This window comes from Oscillatoria sp. FACHB-1407, from assembly GCF_014697545.1.
GTDB lineage: Bacteria > Cyanobacteriota > Cyanobacteriia > Elainellales > Elainellaceae > FACHB-1407.
The window spans coordinates 39,475-55,650 of the sequence record NZ_JACJSA010000028.1; the positions used below are offsets into that span (position 1 = coordinate 39,475).

Here is a 16,176-nt window from a genome sequence, read left to right on the forward strand (position 1 = left end):
GGAAGTATACGTGTTTGCAAGGAACCTTTCTGATTATGCTTAACCAAATGTTGTAATTTCTCAATAATTCTGCTGACTCCTTCACTCAAGTTATTAGGATTTCATTCCACTTCTATGTCTCTAGCGATCGCTTATTTAGGACCCTCCGGAACGTACTCAGAAATGGCTGCCCTTGCTTACAGTCAGGTTCTTCAATCACGGGGAATTGAATCTCACCTTTACCCTTGTCCCACCATTGCTCATTCCTTAAGAGCGATCGCCTCTCAACAAACTCAAGTTGCTGTTGTCCCAGTTGAAAATTCCATCGAAGGGAGTGTCACTGTAACGCTTGACACTTTATGGCAATTGGATGAGTTACGAATTCAACAGGCATTAGTATTGCCGATTTCCCATGCCTTGTTATCCTATGCCAAAGGGTTAGACGCACTTCGAACGGTCTACTCACACCCCCAAGCATTGGCACAGTGTCAAGTTTGGCTTGAAACATCCCTGCCAAATGCCCAGGTGATTCCCACCCACTCGACTACGGAGGCGTTGCAATATTTAGAACAGGATGAAACGGTAGCGGCGATCGCTTCTCAACGGGCGGCGCAGCTTTATCATTTGCCGACACTAGTGCACCCAATCAATGATCATCCGGATAATTGCACTCGGTTCTGGGCACTCAGTTTAGAATCTTCTCCGGGCGGTAGTCACTCTTCACTGGCATTTAGCCTTCCAGCCAACCTTCCCGGTTCTTTGGCAAAAGTGCTTCAAATTTTTGCTCAACGAGATATCAATCTAAGTCGGATTGAGTCACGCCCAACTAAGCGATCGCTCGGTGAATATCTCTTCTTCACTGATATCGAGGCAGATGTAAAAGCTCCCCTGGTGCAAGCTGCGTTAGAGGAGCTACGGCAATATACAGAAACCTTAAAGATATTTGGCAGCTATACCATTCTGCCGGTCAATGCCTAAGAATTATTCTCCTTGAAATGCATCTTTAAGAACGGTGCGGGCTGCCAAATGATTGCGAGTTGAGGTCAAAATCTCTGCTTCCCGCTCTAAACGAGCAGCCGTATCCTGCATCTCTAACAATGATTGCTGCTCTTGAGCAACTCCATACAGGTTACTAGCTACCCAATATGAAAGCTCGATTGGAGACTCTGGAATGTCATCTGGTAACTCAATTTCTTGACCAGTCAACTTAGCTGACAACCGCACTACGTCTCTCAGCAGTTGATCAACTTCAATAGATAGGGTTTTAACGTCCCGTTCAGTTGGATGATCCTCAATCCACTCAACCAAACCAACATAATAAGGCTTCTCACGAACGTAGTCTAAAACTCGAAATCGCTGTTGCCCTAGCGTCATGATTTTTAGACGATCATCAGGCAGGCGTTGGCAATGGATAATTTCAGCGCAGCAACCGACATTTGCGACTTTCCCCTCAACTGGATCAACCATCAATACCCCAAAGCGGCGATCGCTTTGAAGGATGGTGTTCATCATGATTCGATACCGAAATTCAAAGATATGGAGGGGAAGTCGCCTGTCAGGAAATAGCACTACCTCAGGCAATGGAAACAGGGGAAGCTCTCGAACAGCAACAGATGAAAAGGTCATCGTAATTGTCATCCCAATTAGGGAGCCTTCAAGCGGAACACAAATGCAACTCTTGCAACTTTGCGGTGACTACCGACTGGTAGCTCAAAGTTTTCAACTGCTGAATGTCACTAACCCTTAGTTTATCGCATTGTTTTGGTCTATCGGCAGCGATTAGAGAGTTATAGCTTGACCTCAATATCAACCCCTGCGGGCAAGTCAAGTTTCATCAAAGCATCAATGGTTTTAGAGGAAGGCTGATAAATATCAATGATGCGGCGATGAGTACGAGTCTCAAAGTGCTCCCGTGAATCTTTGTCAACGTGGGGCGATCGCAGAACGCAATAAATACGCCGTTTAGTGGGAAGGGGAATGGGACCAATTGCAGTCGCGTTCGTCCGGTTAGCTGTATCTACGATCTTTTCGCAAGATGTGTCTAGCAGACGGCGGTCAAATGCTTTCAAGCGAATCCGAATCTTTTGTTGTTGAATAGTTGCCATTAAACGTACCTCTATGACCCGATTAAATTGTCTAGGTTCAATTGTGAGATGGGGAATTACAAAAGCTTTTCTAGTCTACCTTGGCAGATAGGGGTATGACCCAAAGCACGTTGTGTAAACCCCGAAACAGTTGCAATTTGTTACTGATTAAGGATACCAGTCTCAGAATAATCAGCAGCCAACCCAACAGTTGACTGCTGACTATAGAAACTCAATCAACAAGAACCGAAGTTACTTGAGAATCTTAGAAACAACACCCGCACCGATGGTGCGACCGCCTTCACGGATTGCGAAGCGCATTCCCTGCTCAATCGCGATCGCGTTGATTAATTCAACGGTCATCTTAATGCGGTCACCCGGCATCACCATTTCGGCTGCGCTACCATCATCTGCGGTGAAAGACGCAATGGTGCCAGTTACGTCGGTTGTCCGAACATAGAACTGAGGCTTGTATCCAGGGAAGAAGGGAGTCTTACGACCGCCTTCTTTCTCAGTCAGAATGTACACTTCACCCTCAAATTGAGTATGAGGAGTGATAGAACCGGGCTTAGCGATTACCATGCCCCGTTCGATGTCAGTCTTCTGAATCCCCCGGAGAAGCAGACCTGCGTTATCGCCTGCCATCCCTTCTTCCAAGCTCTTCTTGAACATCTCAATCCCAGTAACCTTAGTTTTCTGGGTGTCACGAATGCCAACCAATTCTACATCGTCACCGAGTTTGACCTTACCACGCTCAATCCGACCTGTAGCAACGGTACCCCGACCTGTGATAGAGAAAACGTCTTCAACTGCCATCAAGAAGGGCTTGTCTACATCCCGCTCAGGAGTAGGGATGAAGGAGTCAACTGCTTCCATCAACTCGTAGATCTTGTCAACCCACTCATTATCGCCCTTAGCCGTCTTAGGATTCTTGATCATGGCTTCCAATGCCATCAACCCTGAACCGCGAATGATTGGAATATCATCACCAGGGAACTCATAATCACTCAAAAGCTCGCGCAATTCGAGTTCTACCAGTTCTAACAATTCTTCGTCATCAACCTGGTCGATCTTGTTCAGGAAAACGACGATGCTAGGTACACCTACCTGCTTTGCCAACAAGATATGCTCTTTGGTTTGAGGCATCGCACCATCTGTTGCAGCAACCACGAGGATAGCACCATCCATCTGTGCTGCCCCTGTGATCATGTTTTTCACATAGTCAGCGTGTCCTGGACAGTCTACGTGAGCATAGTGGCGGTTCTCAGTCTCATATTCGACGTGAGCCGTATTGATTGTGATACCCCGTGCTTTTTCTTCAGGAGCAGCATCAATCTCATCATACTTTCTTGCCTGAGCTTGACCCAGTGCTGCCAGAGTCATTGTGATTGCAGCAGTCAGAGTCGTCTTGCCATGGTCAACGTGACCAATGGTACCAATGTTGACGTGGGGTTTGGTTCTTTCAAATTTTGCGCGTGCCATGAATCTATGTGTCCCTTTTTCTGATTATGCGTTCCCTTTACTCTTAGCAATGATCGTTTCAGCCACGTTGCGAGGTACTTCCTCGTAATGGCTAAACTCCATTGAGAATATGCCACGACCTTGGGTCTTAGACCGAATATCAGTAGCATATCCGAACATCTCCGCTAGAGGCACCTTTGAAGTAACCTTAGCAATGCCATCCGTAGAATCCATTCCTTCGATCTGTCCTCTACGGGAGTTGAGATCTCCCATGACATCCCCTAGAAATCCTTCTGGAACTTCTACTTCAACCTTCATCATCGGTTCTAGCAGAACTGGGGAAGCCTTCATCACAGCTTCTTTGATTGCCATTGAACCTGCAATCTTGAAAGCCATTTCAGAAGAGTCAACGTCGTGATATGAGCCGTCTACCAATGTCACCTTAACATCAATGACCGGGTATCCTGCCATGATGCCAGATTCACAAGCTTCCTTCATGCCCTGCTCTGCGGGAGGAATGTATTCTTTTGGAATCACACCCCCAACAATTTTAGAGACAAACTCGAAACCTGTTCCAGGTTCACCGGGTTCTAGCTCAATGACCACATGCCCATATTGACCCTTACCACCGCTCTGGCGGACAAATTTGCCCTCCTGTCGAACAGACTTACGAATCGTTTCTCGGTAAGCTACCTGTGGCGCACCCACATTCGCCTCAACCTTAAACTCTCGTAACATTCGATCGACCAGGATTTCCAGGTGTAGTTCACCCATTCCCGCAATCACCGTCTGGTTGGTTTCTGGGTCAATGCTGACACGAAAAGTAGGATCTTCTTCGGATAGAGCTTTCAATGCTTTCGAGAGCTTATCCATGTCCTGTTTAGTTTTCGGCTCAACTGCGACCGAAATAACAGGTTCTGGAATGAAGAGAGATTCCAAAATAACTGGAGCAGATTCATCACAGAGCGTGTCACCCGTGAGAGTATCTGCCAACCCTGGAATTGCTCCCAAATCTCCTGCCCGGAGTTCATCTACGTCGATGCGCTCATCCGCTTTTAATACGATGAGGCGAGAAACCCTTTCCTTCTTATTTTTAGAGGAGTTAAGAACATAGCTGCCTTTCTTCAAGACGCCAGAGTAGACGCGAATGAAGGTCAAACGACCAACGAACTTGTCAGCCATGATCTTGAATGCCAACGCTGACAAAGGCTCATCGTCACTAGCAGATCGCTCAACGGTGTTTCCATCTGGAAGTGCACCTTGAATAGCAGGGACATCAATGGGAGCAGGTAAATAATCAATGACTGCGTCCAGTAATAGTTGAACTCCCTTGTTCTTAAAGGCAGAGCCACACAACATAGGAACAATTGTTCCACTGATGGTTCCTTTACGAAGAGCTGTAACAATCTCGTCTTGAGTTAACTCCTCGCCTTCGAGATATTTCTCAGTTAGGGCATCATCTGTTTCTGCAACAGACTCAATCAACTTCAGGCGAAACTCTTCGACCTGATCTTTGACCTCATCTGGGATATCAGCCTCCTGGATATCTGTGCCGATGTCGTTGGTATAGATGTATGCCTTCATCCGTACCAGGTCAACGATGCCTTTGAAGGTGTCTTCGCTACCAATGGGGATTTGAATAGGAACAGCATTAGCACGGAGGCGATCGACAACTTGCTCGTAAACGCGCAAAAAGTTTGCGCCTACTCGATCCATCTTGTTGACGAAAGCAATGCGAGGTACCTTGTAACGGTTAGCTTGTCGCCATACAGTTTCTGATTGGGGTTGAACTCCACCGACTGAATCGAACACAGCGATCACACCGTCCAAGACCCTCATGGATCGCTCAACTTCAATTGTGAAGTCAACGTGACCAGGGGTATCAATAATGTTGATCTGGTGGTTCTTCCAACTTGTGCTGATAGCAGCAGCCGTGATGGTGATTCCCCGTTCACGCTCCTGATCCATCCAGTCAGTTACTGTGTTTCCGTCATGAACCTCACCAATCTTATGGACCACGCCAGAGTAGAATAAGATGCGCTCAGTCGTTGTTGTCTTGCCTGCGTCAATATGTGCAGCAATTCCAATGTTTCTTACTCGTTCAAGTGGGATGGTGCGTGCCACAGCCAACTCCTTACGTTGCCGCTGATACTTATGCTGACGACTCTATTAAGATTTTATACTTTTGTGCAGCTAAGTTGCAGAGAGTCTTAATACCGATAGTGAGCAAAGGCCTTATTGGCTTCTGCCATTCTGTGAGTTTCCTCACGTTTCCGAATGGTGCTCCCTGTTTCGTTAGCAGCATCCATGAGCTCATTGGCAAGCTTACCTGCCATAGTACGTCCGGTGCGGGAACGAGAAAACTGAACCAGCCAACGGAGTGCTAAGGCAGTACCACGATCGGTTCTAACTTCCATAGGAACCTGGTAAGTTGCTCCACCAACCCGTCGAGCTTTAACCTCAACAAGTGGAGTTGCATTACGAACTGCTTTCTCAAACGTCTCTAGGGGCTCTGCTCCTGTACGCTCTTGAATAATTTTGAATGCATCATAGATGATGCCGTAAGCAATTGATTTTTTACCCGATCGCATCAATCGCCGCACCATCATACTAACGAGGCGGCTATTGTAGGTGGGGTCGGGTGGAACCGGGCGTTTTTGAATAACTGTACGACGAGACATAACAAAACCGTGAAAAGTAATTTTACTCAGGGATAGTGAATACGTGACCGCAACCCGATAGTTTGAGGTGAGATGAAAAACCTCACTAAACGAAGCTGACTATCTAAGTTGATGCGTAACCAGGAATCAAAGTAGCGACGAGCTTTAGTTGAAGCCTCACAATCTCCGACAATGACCGAAATGTTGTTGACGTAAGACGGTTTGTGAGAGAACAGCAGGCTCTTACTTAGCGGCGGCTGCCTTAGGTCGCTTAGCACCATATTTGGAACGACCTTGCTTACGGTCTTTGACCCCAGCTGTATCCAGAGTGCCGCGAATGATGTGATAGCGAACGCCAGGTAAATCTTTGACCCGACCGCCCCGAATCATAACCACTGAATGTTCTTGCAGGTTGTGCCCAATACCCGGAATGTATGCTGTTACCTCAAAACCAGAGGTCAAACGGACCCTGGCGACCTTCCGAAGTGCAGAGTTAGGCTTTTTGGGGGTGGTAGTGTAGACTCTGGTACACACACCACGCCGTTGAGGACAGCTCTTTAAAGCTGGTGATTTGGTCTTTTTGCGTGCCTTGCGGCGTTCGTCACGGATGAGTTGCTGAATAGTGGGCATGATCTAGCGGAGGATTACCTCTTAACGGGTCTAACTTTTCACAGTCTCTAACTATACCGATTTTACCGATTGCTTGTCAATTTGGCTTTAAAGTCGTAATTTTATTGTTCGGCAGTTGCATGAGCCGCTACAAAAGAATTACCACAATCGCAACTGTGGGCGGCATTGGGGTTATGAAATCGGAACCCACCTCCCATTAAATCTTCTGAGTAATCGATCGTAATCCCCTTGAGGTGGACCAGGCTTTCGGGGTCAACGATGAGCTGTATCCCCTCATACTGATAAGCGTGTTCCAAAGCGGTTGTGCTTTCGCCAAATTCAAGGGAGTAGTGCAAATCAGCACATCCCCCTGGCTTAACTGCTAATCGAACTGAGTTGGCATTGGGATGACGTGATTTCAAACGATTTAGCTCATGAATAGCTGCATGGCTCAGATGAATCATGATGGGAAAGAGCAGCATCACGCAATCGACCCATTGATTTTACTGCTAAGTAGGGGCGATCGCCGCAAGCTTTCACAAAAAACAAGACGGGATCATAGCCTAAGCTATGATCCCACTGATTGATAACTCTTGTAACGACCTTTGGAGTGAACCGGGAAAAGCTAGAAGCAGGAGTCGCTATTTAAGCTTTGGTGCGAGCGTAGTCGTCCTGGAAGCGGACGATATCATCTTCTCCGAGGTACTCACCGTTCTGAACTTCAATGAGAACCAGGTTAATGACACCAGGGTTTTCGAGACGGTGGGTTGTGCAGGGAGGTACGTAAGTGGACTGGTTGCTGAACAGCAGCGTTTCTTGATCGCCACACACAACTTTGGCAGTACCAGAAACAACGATCCAGTGCTCACTGCGGTGGTGATGCATTTGCAGGCTAAGGCGATGACCTGGCTTAACCTCAATCCGTTTGATTTTGTATCCCCGTCCCTCTTCTAAAACCGTAAACGATCCCCAGGGTCGCAGTTCAGTTGCGGCGACTCCTTTGATACCTGGCAGACTAGACACAGTAGGCTGGGCGAGTTCTTGAGTCTGAGCCATGACACTATCTCCTTTGATGGTTGGCTAGAGATTGGAAGGATGATTTAGGTTAAGTCAGTTTAGCTAAAGCGGGATGAGTAGATAAACTCCTAAAAGGGTTGGATTCTCTTTGGGAAACCGAAAGTAAACATAACAGAAATGTTCTGGGTTCCGGTATATACCTGCTCCAAAACGGGGTGATTTATATGGATTCTTCACCGGAGTCTTGAGAGCTTCAAGAGAGCTTCATTTTCAGCCTTTTGACCTAGTAGAAATACTCATCAGAGCAGTTCTGAGGGGAATTAGAAGTTGGGCTGAATGAAAATCCCGATGCCATTGTGGACGCGGGCGACGGTTCGGGGAGAGCGATTAATCAACGTGCCTCCCAGATAGAGACTGGTGGAACTGCCCCCATCCAGATTGAGAGCATCGATCGCCCCCATGCGTGAGACAATTTCAGCCGTCTCTGAAAGAGTGGGACCACTACCGTTAACGCGATTTTGGATCGCCAGTAGCATTAGTTTACCCTCTGGCATTTTGGCGATGACACTGCGAACGGCGGCTTGTTGGATGAAAGCGTCAGTGAACTGTTCTGCTTGAGGATTTAGCACAATTTGGCGATCGCGAATTAAGAGAGGGCCAGCCCCGACGATTTGTGGATATTGGTTAAAAGCAGCGGGGCTGAGGACAGTGGAGAGTTGCAGAGTCGTGCCCACTGGTAGAGCCGCCAGGGCTGTGTTGAAGGAGCGCACAACCAATAGGTAGCCATTGGTGGGAATGGGAACCGTGGTTTGTCCTTGAGTCGTGCTGGTTTGTTGGCGAACGACCTGATTATTTTGAACCGTGAGAATCGTTTCGTTATCAATAATGTTGGTGTAGCTTGTACCCCAATCGGTTGTATAGCGGGCAATTCCGGCTCTAACGTAGCCCGTGTTAAAAAGGCTGATGGGGTATTGTTGTCCGGTTGAGGTCGATAGAGTCTCTCGGAAGTCGAGTCGGTCGATTGCTACTGTTCCTGTGTCACTCCAGGCGATCGCCCCTCGGTTAAGAATTGGGCCTGAAATCCAGCGGTTATCTCGGCGCAATGCCCCCAGAGGCAACTGATTATTGCGGTTAAAGAAGCCCCCGTTAATCGCCGCTGCGACTTGAGACTGTTGGGCAATTCTGATCAGAGGAGCCGTGCCAACGGCACCAGCAGGGTTTGTCCAGACAGGTTTTATAGCCAACCCTTGTTGTTGGGGATCAATGAGTAGAGAGATAACTGGAAATTGGGCAGTTCTAATGGTGACGATTTGTTCTCTCCACCGCACGCCATTTGCCCAGAGGATGTCGCGTTCTCTCACAGCATCTCGAATGTCGATAATGAGCCGATTTGGGTTGGGCAAAGTCCATACTTGCGGGCGCAATCCAGCTGGAATGCCGATGCGAACCAGCGTCTGGTTGCCACTTGCTTGAATGTTTAAGCTAGTTAAACGATTACCTGCGGTAGGAATGAAGCTTTGTAGCAGCGCAGGACTGGCTTGAGCATCCAGGGTAATGACCAATTCCGAGGCTTCTTGCGTCACTTGCCAGGGCGTGGGCTGATCCAGATCGACAACGATGCGATCGCCCCAGCTTTGTCGTCCCTGGCGAATCCCAACTACTTGGGTGGGAGGAGTTGCAATTTGTAGCGTCCCTCCGTTGGCTCGTACCTGCCAGTTAGCTTGTCGTGCAAGCTCTGTGATGTCTAGATAGCGATATTGGGCGGTGAGCCAGGTGGGTAAAACGAGGGGGAGCGATGCCGGGTCAGAGAACCACTGCACTGGCTGACGGGTTGCATTGGACGTGTTGAGGAGATCGACTCCCAGGGTTTGTAGCAGGGATATATCGCTAATGCCAATCGTTTGCTGTCGCTGGCTCCAGTTGCCGGGAAGCGATCGCCCGTTGAGGACAATCTGGTTGCCCTGCTGGGTGAGGGGTAAGGGTAAGGCACCTTGTGCCAGTGTGGGAACCCAGGACTGCTGATGAAAAATAGCTTGAGAGGCGAGGGGGTTGGCATTACTTCTGGCAGAGATGACTAGATAGCCAGCGATCGCCAGACAAAGGGGTGCCAGCAGTGGTCTGAAGGGCTTCCCAAAACGGAGTTTGCGGAGGGAAGGATGCTGTTGTGAGGGATTTTTTTTAACCAACGGTCTTGTGAGGAGTTTGGTAGTGTCTCTAACCCATCTCTTTCAAGTTATGGAAGTAGTTTGATGGGATTTGTATACAGAATCTCTCAAGTCTAAAAAGGTTGCCAATTGGGGTTCACAAATTGTTAAGACGGGCGATCGCAGTTTCGCTACATTAAACATTGACTCACAGCACTAAACTTAAGCCGTTATGAAATAAATTTCATAACTTGTGTGAGAGAAACTGATAGATCTAAACCCCAAAATTTAGTTTCATAATAGGTATGGTGAGGCTAAATACCGATCGGTCTAAGACACAAATTTTAGAAGTCTCTAGATGGTTATTTTGCCCCCGACCCCACGAGTTGTTTGATTTCTATTTCCATGAAGAGTTACTGGTATGAGGAACTGCTTGTACCAGGGATTGCAAAGATGTTCCACTTTTATTAAGATTTGAACTCTAAATCTTAACGGTGGCGATGTAAGCGTTGTGAAACAGCTTCATGCTGCTTTAGGTGCGTCATCTAACAAATACCTCCCTCCAGGTCATCATTACAGGCTTTTGTGCCATTGCAAGCAATGGTGCTGAAGTGTTGTCGGTTGAGTCACTTACACTCCTCTTTTGTCAAACTGTGATGTATTTGTCTCTTTACCAACAGTTCCCCCTTCTACTGTGATTAATGACAGTGGTTGTTCGGCAATATGAAATTTTTGGGTTGTCCTCCGGCATTACAAGCGCAATTAGGTGAAACAAATTGATATGGGTGATACAAACGTGACTCAGTCTAGACTGATGGATCAGGGAGCAGTGGGATTCGCAGGACAGCCTTGGTTGGTAGAAGAGCGGGATGCCTGTGGTGTCGGCTTCATCGCTGACCAGCAAGGTCGCACTAGTCATATGCTGGTTGCGAAAGCACTCTCGGCTTTGACATGTTTGGAGCATCGAGGAGCCTGTAGTGCCGATCAGGATTCTGGAGATGGAGCCGGATTGATGACTGCCCTGCCCTGGGAATTGTTGGGCGAATGGTTGGCTGCTCAAGGCATTGAACGACCTGCTCAGGCAGGGGTCGGAATGGTATTTTTGCCGCAATCCGAATCAGCGGCGGCGATCGCCCGTCAGCTCTTTAATCAGGCGATCGAAGCGGCTGGATTAACTGTGTTGGGTTGGCGTGTGGTTCCCGTGAAGCCAGAAACATTGGGGATTCAGGCGCGGGAAAATTTGCCCCAAATTGAACAAGTTTTGGTGAAATCCGATGTGGTTAGCGGCGATGAACTGGAACGTCTGCTGTTTTTAGTGCGCAAACAGACGGAAAAGGCAGTAGCGATCGCCGCAGAAAATGCTTCTCCAGACGAGGCGGAGCGACTCCGCGAATTTTATGTATGCTCCTTCTCTAGCCGCACGATTGTGTATAAGGGCATGGTGCGATCGGCAGTGCTGGGTGAATTTTATCTGGACTTGCAAAATCCGGCTTATCAAAGTGCTTTTGCGATTTATCACCGTCGTTTTAGTACCAACACGATGCCTCGCTGGTCGCTAGCCCAACCCATGCGGTTGTTGGGGCACAACGGCGAAATCAATACTTTGCTGGGTAATATCAACTGGATGATGGCACGGGAAGCGGATCTGGCTCATTCTTGCTGGGGCGATCGTCTGGCGGAACTGAAACCCATCGTCAATCCAGAACGGAGCGATTCTGCTAACCTGGATAACTCCTTTGAGTTATTGGTTCGCTCTGGTCGGACTCCATTGGAGTCAATCATGATCATGGTGCCAGAGGCTTATAAAAATCAGCCTGATCTGGCAGATTATCCGGAAGTCACTGATTTCTATGAATATTACAGCGGCATTCAGGAACCCTGGGATGGCCCTGCGTTGCTAGTTTTCAGTGATGGGAAAAAAGTCGGAGCGGCACTTGACCGAAACGGGTTGCGCCCTGCTCGCTACAGCATCACTCAAGATGGGTTTGTTGTGGTGTCATCGGAGGCAGGGGTAGTTGACCTGCCCGAAGCGGAGATTGTGGAAAAAGGTCGTTTAGGACCGGGACAAACAATTGCCGTTGACCTGGAGAGCCATGAAGTTCTGAAGAACTGGCAGATCAAACAGCGGGTTGCCAGTGCGCATCCCTATGGTGAATGGCTGCAACGAAATCGCGTTGATCTGGAACCCCAGCCCTTTCTGGAATCAAACCAGATGGATGCAGGGGCACTGCTGCGACATCAAATTGCCTTTGGTTACACCACCGAAGATGTCGAGATGATCATCCAGGAGATGGCAGCCCAAGGGGGTGAACCCACCTTCTGTATGGGGGACGATATTCCACTGGCAGTCTTGTCTGATAAACCACGCTTGCTCTACGACTACTTCAAGCAACGCTTCGCTCAGGTGACCAATCCACCGATTGACCCCCTGCGGGAAAAATTGGTGATGTCATTGACTATGCAATTGGGTGAACGGGGCAATTTGCTGGAAACAGCACCCGAATCGGCTCGGTTGCTCAAGCTAGATTCTCCTGTGTTGAGCGAACCTGATTTGAATTGGATTCGCCAATCTGGGTTTGAAACGGCTACGCTCTCAACCTTGTTTGAGATTGCGGATGGTCCAGAGGGATTGCGACGTGCGGTGACGGCTCTGTGTCAGCAAGCAATGGCAGCCGTACGAACAGGCAAAAAGGTTCTTGTGTTGAGCGATCGCCTCAATCAAGCGGGTGAACCCACTGCCCTCAACGCAGGCTACAGTTACATTCCCCCATTGTTGGCGGTGGGCGCGGTGCATCATCACCTGATCCGTCAGGGACTCCGGATGAAAGCGTCTTTGGTGGTAGATACGGCACAATGCTGGAGCACGCATCATGTTGCCTGTTTGATTGGTTATGGAGCTAGTGCGGTTTGCCCTTATCTGGCTTGGGAAACGGTGCGTCAATGGTGGTCTGATCCCAAGACTCAAAGCTTTATGGAGCGGGGCAAGATTACCGCTACAACTCTCAGTGGAGCCCAGCGAAACTATCGCAAAGCGTTGGAATATGGATTGCTGAAGATTCTCTCGAAGATGGGCATCTCGTTGTTGTCGAGCTATCACGGGGCTCAAATCTTTGAGGCGATCGGGATTGGAGCAGACTTGTTGCATCTGGGCTTTACGGGGACTGCCTCGCGTTTGGGAGGACTCACCGTCACCGACCTGGCTCAAGAGGTGCTGACCTTCCACGGTCGAGCTTTTCCTGAGCTGACCAGTAAAAAACTTGAGAACTTTGGCTTCTTTAACTACAAGCCAGGGGGCGAATATCACATGAACAGCCCCGAAATGGCAAAGGCTCTGCACAAGGCGGTGGCGAGCAAGAGCTATGACCACTACGAAGTCTATATGAATCAGCTAGAGCACCGTCCAGTGACGGCTCTGCGAGATTTGCTGGACTTTCAGGGCGATCGCCCCGCTGTCCCAATTGAAGAAGTTGAACCCGTCGAGGAGATTGTCAAACGGTTCTGCACCGGAGCCATGTCGTTGGGCTCTCTCTCTCGTGAGGCACACGAAACGCTGGCGATCGCAATGAATCGACTGGGCGGTAAATCAAACTGCGGTGAGGGGGGTGAAGATCCGGTTCGCTACAAGGTGTTAGACGATGTGGATGCAACGGGTAGCTCGTCACTCTTCCCTCATCTAAAGGGATTACGAAACGGAGATACTGCTAGTTCAGCGATCAAACAGGTCGCATCGGGTCGCTTTGGTGTGACTCCTGAATACCTGCTGAGTGCTCGGCAATTGGAAATCAAAATTGCTCAGGGAGCCAAGCCCGGTGAAGGGGGACAACTCCCAGGTAAAAAGGTCAGCCCCTACATTGCGATGTTGCGTCGCTCTAAACCTGGAGTGTCGTTGATTTCGCCGCCCCCGCATCATGACATCTACTCGATTGAAGACCTGTCGCAGCTGATCTTTGACCTGCATCAGATTAATCCTGTAGCGCAGGTATCGGTCAAGTTGGTCGCCGAGGTGGGGATTGGCACGATCGCCGCTGGGGTCGCCAAAGCCAATGCCGATATTATTCAAATTTCGGGTCATGACGGGGGTACGGGTGCGTCTCCTCTCAGCTCGATTAAACATGCCGGAGTGCCCTGGGAGTTGGGGTTGACGGAGGTGCATCGCGTGCTGATAGAGAACCGCTTGCGCGATCGCGTTTTGTTGCGGGCTGATGGCGGACTCAAAACAGGATGGGATGTTGTAATGGCAGCTTTGATGGGGGCTGAGGAATATGGCTTTGGTTCTGTGTCGATGATTGCGGAAGGCTGCATCATGGCGCGGATCTGCCATACCAACAACTGTCCCGTTGGAGTCGCAACGCAGCAGGAGAAATTACGTCAACGCTTTACCGGAACTCCAGAGCATGTCGTCAACTTCTTCTACTTTGTGGCAGAAGAGGTGCGATCGCTACTGGCGCGTCTGGGTTATCGCTCACTCCACGAGATTATCGGTCGGGCTGATCTGTTAAAAGTGCGCGATGTCAAGTTGACCAAAACGCAGTCGCTTAACCTGGACTGTCTGACTAAACTACCCGATACTCGTGAAGATCGCAGTTGGCTGAACCATGAAACGGTTCACTCCAACGGTCCTGTTTTAGATGACCAATTGCTCAGTGATCCTGAGATTCAAGCGGCAATTCAACAACAGGGAACCGTGACTCATGCAGTGACCGTTGTGAACACCGATCGCACGGTGGGAGCAAGATTGGCTGGGGCGATCGCCAAGCAGTACGGCGATACTGGCTTTGAGGGACAAATCACGCTCAACTTCCAGGGCAGTGTGGGGCAGAGCTTTGGTGCCTTTAACCTGCCAGGGATGACCCTGAATTTAGAAGGGGAAGCGAACGATTACGTTGGCAAAGGGATGCACGGGGGTGAGATTGTCATCAAACCGTTGGCAACAGCTACTTACAACCCTGCTGAAAACGTCATTATCGGCAACACCTGTCTGTACGGAGCAACAGGAGGCTTCCTGTTTGCCAATGGTCACGCTGGAGAACGCTTTGCGGTTCGCAACTCAAAAGCTCAGGCGGTAATTGAGGGAACGGGTGATCACTGCTGCGAATACATGACGGGTGGCGTGATTGTGGTTTTAGGTCGAGCAGGACGTAACGTTGGCGCAGGGATGACGGGTGGCTTAGCGTACTTCTTGGATGAAGATGGCAGTTTCCCGGCTAAAGTCAACCCGGAAATTGTCAAGATTCAACGGGTCAGCACCCCTGCTGGAGAAGAGCAACTGAAATCACTGATTGAGGCTCATTTAGAGCGTACAGGCAGCCTACGAGCACGGCAAATTCTAGAGAATTGGTCAACCTATCTGCCTCAGTTTTGGCAGGTGGTGCCGCCATCGGAGGCAAATAGCCCTGAAACTAGTGATGCCGAAGAAAAAGTCTTGACTCCTGCTCAGTAAGCAAGTTGGGTTTAAGGCATGATTCAACAAATCCCCAGAATTCAAATTCTGGGGATTTGTTTTGATGGAGCTTTTAATAAAACAGCTTTGCTTTTAGCAGTAAGGATGTGATCAGCAGTTTATAAAAACTACTTGTCTTTGTTCTTCTCATCTTTTTTTAGCTCCTTTTCGATGAAAGAACTGGCTCTGTTCAAAACCTTGCCCAATTTATGCAGTTGCGTTTTATGCCCGCGTTCAGCATTGTTGGCAAAATTGTCGGTTTGTTCGCCCAATTGATTCAGCACTTCAACCAAATCTTCACCCTTTGTTTTGTTGCCAGTGAGCCACTTCTTCAGTTGCTTGAGGCTGTTACCAATTTCCTTCAACTCAGGCTCTTTGGACTTGTGCAAAATGTCGTACCACTCATCAATGAAGCCTGTTGCTTGATCAATAGCGATCGCCGTCAGGTCATTTCCATCAAAAGTTTCCAACAGCGCATTTAGTTCTTCGCCTTCATCAATGTCGTTGTGAGTCTCAGCATGGCCTTCTGCCTTGGCAGGTTTGCTCTTGGGCTGTTCCTCTTCGTGATGGTTTTCAGCTTTAGCAGATTTGTTCTTGTCTTCTTTGTGAGCAGGCTTACTATTTTTGTTAGTTGTCTCGTGTTGCTTTTCCTTATCCTCAACACTTTGCTTGCTCTTGGTTTCAGATTTAGCCATGGTTCCAATTCCGTTATTGATGACAGGTATGGAACTCAGCGTACAAACGACACACAATTCAATCCCTCATTCTCAGGCATTAACCTG

Annotated in this window: 12 protein-coding genes; 2 read left to right on the top strand and 10 right to left on the bottom strand. The window is 48.8% G+C overall.

What is annotated here, in order from left to right:
- The first annotated feature begins 114 nt into the window (after positions 1–114).
- Complete coding sequence (gene pheA / locus H6G89_RS30320; protein WP_190513755.1) at positions 115–957, top strand: prephenate dehydratase; 843 nt, start codon at positions 115–117, stop codon at positions 955–957.
- A gap of 3 nt (positions 958–960) precedes the next feature.
- Here the strand turns inward: pheA and H6G89_RS30325 are convergent, their stop codons facing one another.
- The 9 genes from H6G89_RS30325 to H6G89_RS30365 form a co-directional block, all read right to left on the bottom strand.
- Positions 961–1,605 (bottom strand): LON peptidase substrate-binding domain-containing protein, encoded by a 645-nt coding sequence (locus H6G89_RS30325; protein ID WP_190513756.1) that lies wholly within the window; start codon positions 1,603–1,605, stop codon positions 961–963.
- A 161-nt stretch (positions 1,606–1,766) separates the two neighbouring features.
- On the bottom strand, positions 1,767–2,084 hold the full coding sequence (gene rpsJ, locus H6G89_RS30330; protein ID WP_018399487.1) for a 30S ribosomal protein S10: 318 nt from the start codon (positions 2,082–2,084) through the stop codon (positions 1,767–1,769).
- 231 nt (positions 2,085–2,315) lie between these two features.
- Positions 2,316–3,545, bottom strand: a complete 1,230-nt coding sequence (gene tuf, locus H6G89_RS30335) for an elongation factor Tu (RefSeq protein ID WP_190513757.1) — start codon at positions 3,543–3,545, stop codon at positions 2,316–2,318.
- A 24-nt stretch (positions 3,546–3,569) separates the two neighbouring features.
- Positions 3,570–5,648, bottom strand: a complete 2,079-nt coding sequence (gene fusA / locus H6G89_RS30340) for an elongation factor G (RefSeq protein WP_190513758.1) — start codon at positions 5,646–5,648, stop codon at positions 3,570–3,572.
- Positions 5,649–5,734: 86 nt separating this feature from the next.
- Complete coding sequence (rpsG, locus tag H6G89_RS30345) at positions 5,735–6,205, bottom strand: 30S ribosomal protein S7 (RefSeq protein ID WP_190513759.1); 471 nt, start codon at positions 6,203–6,205, stop codon at positions 5,735–5,737.
- A 222-nt stretch (positions 6,206–6,427) separates the two neighbouring features.
- Positions 6,428–6,814, bottom strand: a complete 387-nt coding sequence (gene rpsL / locus H6G89_RS30350; RefSeq protein ID WP_190513760.1) for a 30S ribosomal protein S12 — start codon at positions 6,812–6,814, stop codon at positions 6,428–6,430.
- A gap of 101 nt (positions 6,815–6,915) precedes the next feature.
- Positions 6,916–7,275, bottom strand: coding sequence for a HesB/IscA family protein (locus H6G89_RS30355; protein ID WP_309230128.1), 360 nt, complete (start codon positions 7,273–7,275; stop codon positions 6,916–6,918).
- A 163-nt stretch (positions 7,276–7,438) separates the two neighbouring features.
- Complete coding sequence (locus tag H6G89_RS30360) at positions 7,439–7,849, bottom strand: phosphomannose isomerase type II C-terminal cupin domain (RefSeq protein WP_190513761.1); 411 nt, start codon at positions 7,847–7,849, stop codon at positions 7,439–7,441.
- Positions 7,850–8,130: 281 nt separating this feature from the next.
- Positions 8,131–9,996, bottom strand: coding sequence for a phosphodiester glycosidase family protein (locus tag H6G89_RS30365; protein WP_190513762.1), 1,866 nt, complete (start codon positions 9,994–9,996; stop codon positions 8,131–8,133).
- A gap of 739 nt (positions 9,997–10,735) precedes the next feature.
- On the opposite strand from H6G89_RS30365, the gene gltB reads away from it, so the two are divergent.
- A complete protein-coding gene (gene gltB, locus H6G89_RS30370) occupies positions 10,736–15,394 on the top strand; it encodes a glutamate synthase large subunit (RefSeq protein WP_190513763.1) in 4,659 nt (1,552 codons plus the stop codon).
- Positions 15,395–15,522: 128 nt separating this feature from the next.
- Here the strand turns inward: gltB and H6G89_RS30375 are convergent, their stop codons facing one another.
- Entirely contained in the window at positions 15,523–16,089 is a 567-nt protein-coding gene (locus H6G89_RS30375) for a hypothetical protein (RefSeq protein WP_190513764.1), read from the bottom strand.
- Positions 16,090–16,176 lie beyond the last annotated feature (87 nt).

Bases quoted from the DNA above. Each gene is read 5' to 3' on its own strand.
- pheA (WP_190513755.1), top strand. From the start codon at position 115: ATGTCTCTAGCGATCGCTTATTTAGGACCCTCCGGAACGTACTCAGAA.
- H6G89_RS30325 (WP_190513756.1), bottom strand. From the start codon at position 1,605: ATGACCTTTTCATCTGTTGCTGTTCGAGAGCTTCCCCTGTTTCCATTG.
- rpsJ (WP_018399487.1), bottom strand. From the start codon at position 2,084: ATGGCAACTATTCAACAACAAAAGATTCGGATTCGCTTGAAAGCATTT.
- tuf (WP_190513757.1), bottom strand. From the start codon at position 3,545: ATGGCACGCGCAAAATTTGAAAGAACCAAACCCCACGTCAACATTGGT.
- rpsG (WP_190513759.1), bottom strand. From the start codon at position 6,205: ATGTCTCGTCGTACAGTTATTCAAAAACGCCCGGTTCCACCCGACCCC.
- rpsL (WP_190513760.1), bottom strand. From the start codon at position 6,814: ATGCCCACTATTCAGCAACTCATCCGTGACGAACGCCGCAAGGCACGC.
- H6G89_RS30355 (WP_309230128.1), bottom strand. From the start codon at position 7,275: ATGCTGCTCTTTCCCATCATGATTCATCTGAGCCATGCAGCTATTCAT.
- H6G89_RS30360 (WP_190513761.1), bottom strand. From the start codon at position 7,849: ATGGCTCAGACTCAAGAACTCGCCCAGCCTACTGTGTCTAGTCTGCCA.
- gltB (WP_190513763.1), top strand. From the start codon at position 10,736: ATGGGTGATACAAACGTGACTCAGTCTAGACTGATGGATCAGGGAGCA.
- H6G89_RS30375 (WP_190513764.1), bottom strand. From the start codon at position 16,089: ATGGCTAAATCTGAAACCAAGAGCAAGCAAAGTGTTGAGGATAAGGAA.